The 5,185-nt window shown below is 40.8% G+C and carries 5 protein-coding genes; 2 read left to right on the forward strand and 3 right to left on the reverse strand.

Features of this window, described 5'->3' with window-relative positions; genetic code table 11:
* Positions 1 to 188 precede the first annotated feature (188 nt).
* The 3 genes from ABID13_RS28440 to ABID13_RS28450 form a co-directional block, all read right to left on the reverse strand.
* Positions 189 to 1,202 carry a LacI family DNA-binding transcriptional regulator gene (locus ABID13_RS28440; protein ID WP_048931155.1) on the reverse strand — a complete coding sequence of 338 codons (1,014 nt, stop codon included), beginning with the start codon at positions 1,200 to 1,202 and terminating at the stop codon, positions 189 to 191.
* A gap of 238 nt (positions 1,203 to 1,440) precedes the next feature.
* The gene (locus tag ABID13_RS28445) at positions 1,441 to 2,748 is read right to left on the reverse strand and encodes an ISL3 family transposase (RefSeq protein ID WP_048931154.1); all 1,308 of its coding nucleotides are present in this window, start codon (positions 2,746 to 2,748) and stop codon (positions 1,441 to 1,443) included.
* Positions 2,745 to 2,951 carry a ribbon-helix-helix domain-containing protein gene (locus tag ABID13_RS28450; RefSeq protein WP_048931153.1) on the reverse strand — a complete coding sequence of 69 codons (207 nt, stop codon included), beginning with the start codon at positions 2,949 to 2,951 and terminating at the stop codon, positions 2,745 to 2,747. The genes ABID13_RS28445 and ABID13_RS28450 overlap by 4 nt, the downstream gene beginning before the upstream one ends.
* Before the next feature lie 104 nt (positions 2,952 to 3,055).
* On the opposite strand from ABID13_RS28450, the gene ABID13_RS28455 reads away from it, so the two are divergent.
* The gene (locus tag ABID13_RS28455; protein ID WP_048931152.1) at positions 3,056 to 3,247 is read left to right on the forward strand and encodes a hypothetical protein; all 192 of its coding nucleotides are present in this window, start codon (positions 3,056 to 3,058) and stop codon (positions 3,245 to 3,247) included.
* A gap of 242 nt (positions 3,248 to 3,489) precedes the next feature.
* Positions 3,490 to 4,968: a lactate racemase domain-containing protein gene (locus ABID13_RS28460; RefSeq protein WP_048931151.1), complete on the forward strand. Its 1,479-nt coding sequence runs from the start codon at positions 3,490 to 3,492 to the stop codon at positions 4,966 to 4,968.
* Positions 4,969 to 5,185 lie beyond the last annotated feature (217 nt).

The following is a 5,185-nucleotide window of genomic DNA, read 5'->3' on the forward strand; positions in this document are numbered from 1 at the left end:
ATATCCTGGCGGTCTTATTTTGATACCCACTTTTCAACCTGTATAAATTTTTCAATGTTCTTTAAAATTTAGCTTGACTTTTTATTTGCAGGCTTCTTTTACGACATTTTTTCTGATTTTATGGTTCAAATCTTGTTAGGTTCATGAAAAAAGCGTGAAGCGGATACCGATGAGTATTAGTTCCGCTTTTATAGTGGGCGACAGCTTCCTCTTTTTACAATCTGAAATGGAAATTCTACTTTAATCTTAGAAGTGTGACCGCCTTCCACGCGATCCCGCAACATGGTAATAGCCATTTTTCCCATCTCTTCCAGAGGCACATGAATGGTCGTGAGCATGGGATCCGTATATTGGACATTAATGATATCATTGACGCCAATGATGGAAATGTCTTCAGGAACTTGGATCCCGCGTTCTTTACATGCCTTTAGGGCGCCGATTGCAACCACATCATTGGTACAGCATATGGCAGTGATGTCAGGTGATTGATCTAAAAGCTCTTTCGTACTCTTGTATCCACCATCCATGGAAAGCATAGCGTTATCGATGATGAATCGGGAGTCATTGGAGAGTCCTAAAGTTGTCATGGCATCCTGATAGCCTTTGAGTCGCGCCTCCTTGCTTCCGACATAACCTATCTTGCGATGATTTAGGGAATGAAGATAGTTGACACTGGATTGAGTGATTTTATATCCATCACAGATAATTTGATCACAGTTTGCATCCAGAATATTTAGCCCTATGTAAATAATCTTTTTATAATGAAACTTAAGTTGCTTGATTAATTCCGGTTTAAATCTGCCCAAAATAATTAGACAATCAGAAGGGACAGTGGAAACAAGTGAAGAAATGCATAGTGCATCTGTGGTGATTGAGGAGTATGAGCAGTTTACATGATATTGATGCTTGAACGCTTCTTTTTCAATGGATTCCAAAAGTTTTGTAAAGAATGGATCATCCTTTGTTTCATGAGGGGCACAACCGTAAATACAATTCAGATAGCGGATATCTGCCCTCTCAGGTAGAGTTTTTAATCTGAGATGCCGCGCTGTAAGATTTGGTGTGTAACCTTGTTTTCTTGCAACTTCCCAGATACGATGTTGCAGCTCTTTTCTTGCGACAGAAGTGTTGTCAGTATTTAAAACTCGTGACACGGTGGAAATAGATACGCCTACTTCTGCTGCGATATCTTTCAAAGACATTTTTATACCTCCATATTGTTAATTATATGTCATTAAATTAGTTAGCACAAATAATAGTATTTACAGAGTAAAGAATATCACAAGGTAGACAAAGAGTACAGAAGAATAAGCAAATATGAGAGCAAAACAATGCAAAAGAGAAAAAAAGAGTATTCCGAGTGATTCTAGTTCCGAACGTTCGGTATTCGTTTTACCGTAATAAACAAAAAAGGCTCCTCCAACTTTATGGTGGATAGTCCTAAATCAATCCTCTTTCTATTGCTCCCAAAATGTCCTCAAACGCAGACCCGTAGTCTTTGATAACGCTTTTACTCCAATGTGTCATGTGGTCAAAATCTGTTTTCGGGGTTTCGATTTTTCGTCCCGCTGACAAAAGTACCTTACCACGGAGAATGTCGAAATCATAGCCACGTCCTTCATCGGATATAGAGCGAATGACACTGTTAAGCCCTTCAACAAAAGCATTGGTATAAGGGGCATCAAAGTAGTTAAAAATCGGTTTCCTATGTCGTCTTACAGTAGAAGCCATAAGCCGCCAACCATTAAAATCTGTATCACTTGGAATCTGCCGTTGCCACTCTCGGAAAGCCCGTTCAGCTTCAAAGCGTGTAGAACAATCATATATCCGATAGAACGATTCTTTAAGCGCATAGGCTATTTTGAGTTTTGGATACTGTTCAAACCATTCATCACGGTATGAAATTGCTTTTTCGGTCAGTTTATCCTCACGCATAAGAAACAGGCTCTTGCTCTTTTTTAGCCCATGTGGAGCGTACTTATAGAAGTATTTTCGGGCAGAATCCATTTGCTCATTTGCCATTTTGACAACATGGAACTTATCAACTACAACCAGAGCCTTTGGAAGCACTTCATTGACTGCGGTACGATAACCAGACCACATATCCATAGGTGCAACCTCTACCTTACTGGGGTCTTTTAGAGATTGCAGGAACTCCATTACAGAAGTCTTACTACGGTTACGCAGGATTTCCATAACGGTATTTTTGTCGCCATTGGCAATGATAGCCCACGGCTGTTTACGGTGGTAATCGTCTTTCATAAGACAAATTTCATCAATACCAAGCACCTTTGGAGTTTCCAATTCATAAGGTTTTGGCAGTGCATTCACCCGTTCCATAAATATTTTTCGGATAGTGGTGTCAGATATCTGATATTCACGTTCCAAATCAGTGAAAGGGCAATATGGGGCAAGCAGTGCAAGTGTAGTACGCAATCTCTTTGTAATACGCTCATTATCGCCCACGCTCTCTAGTGGCTCTGCAAATCGTCCGCCACACTCTCGACACTCATAATAGTGCCGATTGATAATGAGGGCTGTACGCTTTCCTAGAACGCTTATATCACGCACTGTCTGCTTCCGGCTCTTGTAAATAACCAGATTCGGCATATAACAACCACAAACAGGGCAGAACGTTGGGCGCTTCTTTGTTTCAACGTAAAAGCCCATATCATTATCATTCTGTTTGAAGTCGGTAACTTCAAACTCCGGAAGGTCGAGCATTTTTTCCATAAGAGGATTGCTCATTCATTCTCCTCACAGGAGGGCTTATTTTTTTGCGCCTTTTTTTGCTCCTCCTGCTCTTTTTTGAGTTGCTCAAGTCCCAATCTAATTAGTTCAACAGTTGCTTCGGAACGGGTCTGAAAGCGGTTTTCAAAGCGAAAATTCTCAATAGCTTTGAACATTTCATCATCTACAGAAACAGTATAGCGTGGTTTGTTAGTTGCCATATATATCACCTCTCTTCACTTGTGATTATACACCAGTGAACCACTACACCACTATAATGAAGGCATAGATTCAGTGAACCACTACACCAAAAGGAGGTGATTACATGGCTACAGATATGCGAAGGTTTACAATTTCAGTTACCCATAACATGGATATGGAACTGGATAAGGCTAAGAGAGAAACTTACTACAAAGACACGCAAAACGAGATGATTAGAGACTTAATCATGCGTGGGTTGCAGAATTTGGAAGCTGAAAAAGCAGCAAAAGAGAACGGGTGCGAGAGGGCGTCCTAAGACGCCTATCCACCACGAAGTTGGAATACCCACAAAAAATAAAAACAGATAGAAATATTCAGGGAAAATAAGTCATAATAATGAAAGATTGATAAAAAAATCACCAAATAAGCAAACGATTGCGTAAAAAATATAGATAATTTGTATAAAAATGTTTGATTTAAAATGTAATTTTCCATAAAATTAATATACAAAACAACGTGTGTGCGAGAAAAATTACGCAAAACAACGGAGGTGCTATTATGAAACATTTTGAGTTTGAGTATGGCGAGGGCACAATGGGGGCAAATCTGCCGGATACTACCGATGTATTCATCCCTGGGGTGACTGTGGATGATCCACCTTGTATTTCGGAGAAGGAGTTAGAAGCAGTGTATAAAGAGAGCCTGAATCATCCAATTGGGATGCCTGCCATTAAAGAGTTGGTACATAAGGGAAGCAAGATTGCGTTTATTGTGCCGGACAGAGTCAAAGGTGGAGAGCAGACAACCAGCCATCGTAAGTTGGCAATCAAGTATATCCTTCAGGATTTATATGAAGCAGGTGTGGAGCATAAAGATATTTTAATTATTATATCTAATGGTCTGCATCCAAGAAGTACGGGAAAAGATGCTCTTGCATTACTGGGATTGGAACTCTACAATCAGTTTTGGCATAGTGGACAGATTATCAGTCACGATTCTGAAGATAAGGAGCATATGGTGGATCTTGGTCTTACAGACCGTGGAGACCCTGTTGCTATGAATAAGTATGTGTTTGATGCAGATCTTCCTATTCTCATCGGACACGTTCAGGGTAATCCCTATGGTGGATATTCTGGTGGTTACAAGCATAGTGCTACAGGAATCAGCAATTGGAGGAGTATAGCAAGCCATCATGTACCAGCTGTTATGCACAGGGATGATTTCGTTCCTGTTAATAATGCCAGTCTGATGAGAAATAAATTCGATGAGATTTCCATGAAGATGGAAGAGGGCATGGGTCATCCATTCTTCTGCTGTGATGCAGTTCTGGATTCTAAGAGCCGCCAAGTTGCTGTTTTCTCCGGTTATGCAAAGGAGATGATGCCTGAGTCATGGAAAGTCGCAGATACAAGAACTTATGTGCATTGGGCAGAGAAGAAGTATGATGTCTTGGTATTTGGTATGCCACAGAAGTTCCACTATGGAGATGGAATGGGTACCAACCCAATTATGATGATGCAGGCACTGTCAGCTCAGGTACTTCGTTTTAAACGTGTCATGAGTGACAATTGTGTAATCATTTGTTCAAGTCTTTGTAATGGATTCTTTAATGATGACAGATGGCCTTATCTGAGAGAATGTTATGATTGGTTTCAGCGCAATGAGATGAATGAACTGCCGGATATGGATCGTCTCGGAGAATATTTTGCGACAAATGAGGAGTATATCCGTAAGTATCGTTTTGCTAACGCATTCCATCCGTTCCATGGTTTCTCAATGATGAGTTGTGGACATATAGCAGAGATGAACACAAGTGCTATCTACATCGTTGGTGCTAAGGAACCGGGATATGCCAGAGGTATGGGACTTAAGACAAGGGCAACCTTTGAGGAGGCTTTGGAAGATGCTAAGAGAAAGTATGTAGGAGATAATCCGAATATCCTTGCATTACCTCTTACATTTAAGACTCCAGCTGTGCATCTTGGTATGAAGAATCCTGAACAGGATGGCATGGATGCGTATGGACATCAAGTATAATCCTACAAAATGAAATATTAGTGACAGCCATAGAGGCTCACTAAAAGGTAGTGTCAAGTAATCTATGAAAAACGGAGTCTAAAAAATAGGCTCAACCGAACCTTGAAAATTGCAGATATTATTGGTTTTAAGACCTTGGGGCCTTGCCCCAACCCCCACAAGGGACTCGTCCCTTGACCCGATTTCGGGCTTTGCCCGAACCCATCCTCGCCGGAAG

Source organism: Enterocloster citroniae, from assembly GCF_040545455.1.
Classification (GTDB): domain Bacteria; phylum Bacillota; class Clostridia; order Lachnospirales; family Lachnospiraceae; genus Enterocloster; species Enterocloster citroniae.

What these genes read in the sequence shown, in the direction of transcription:
- ABID13_RS28440 (WP_048931155.1), bottom strand. Translation starts at nt 1,202, where the DNA reads ATGTCTTTGAAAGATATCGCAGCAGAAGTAGGCGTATCTATTTCCACC.
- ABID13_RS28445 (WP_048931154.1), bottom strand. Translation starts at nt 2,748, where the DNA reads ATGAGCAATCCTCTTATGGAAAAAATGCTCGACCTTCCGGAGTTTGAA.
- ABID13_RS28450 (WP_048931153.1), bottom strand. Translation starts at nt 2,951, where the DNA reads ATGGCAACTAACAAACCACGCTATACTGTTTCTGTAGATGATGAAATG.
- ABID13_RS28455 (WP_048931152.1), top strand. Translation starts at nt 3,056, where the DNA reads ATGGCTACAGATATGCGAAGGTTTACAATTTCAGTTACCCATAACATG.
- ABID13_RS28460 (WP_048931151.1), top strand. Translation starts at nt 3,490, where the DNA reads ATGAAACATTTTGAGTTTGAGTATGGCGAGGGCACAATGGGGGCAAAT.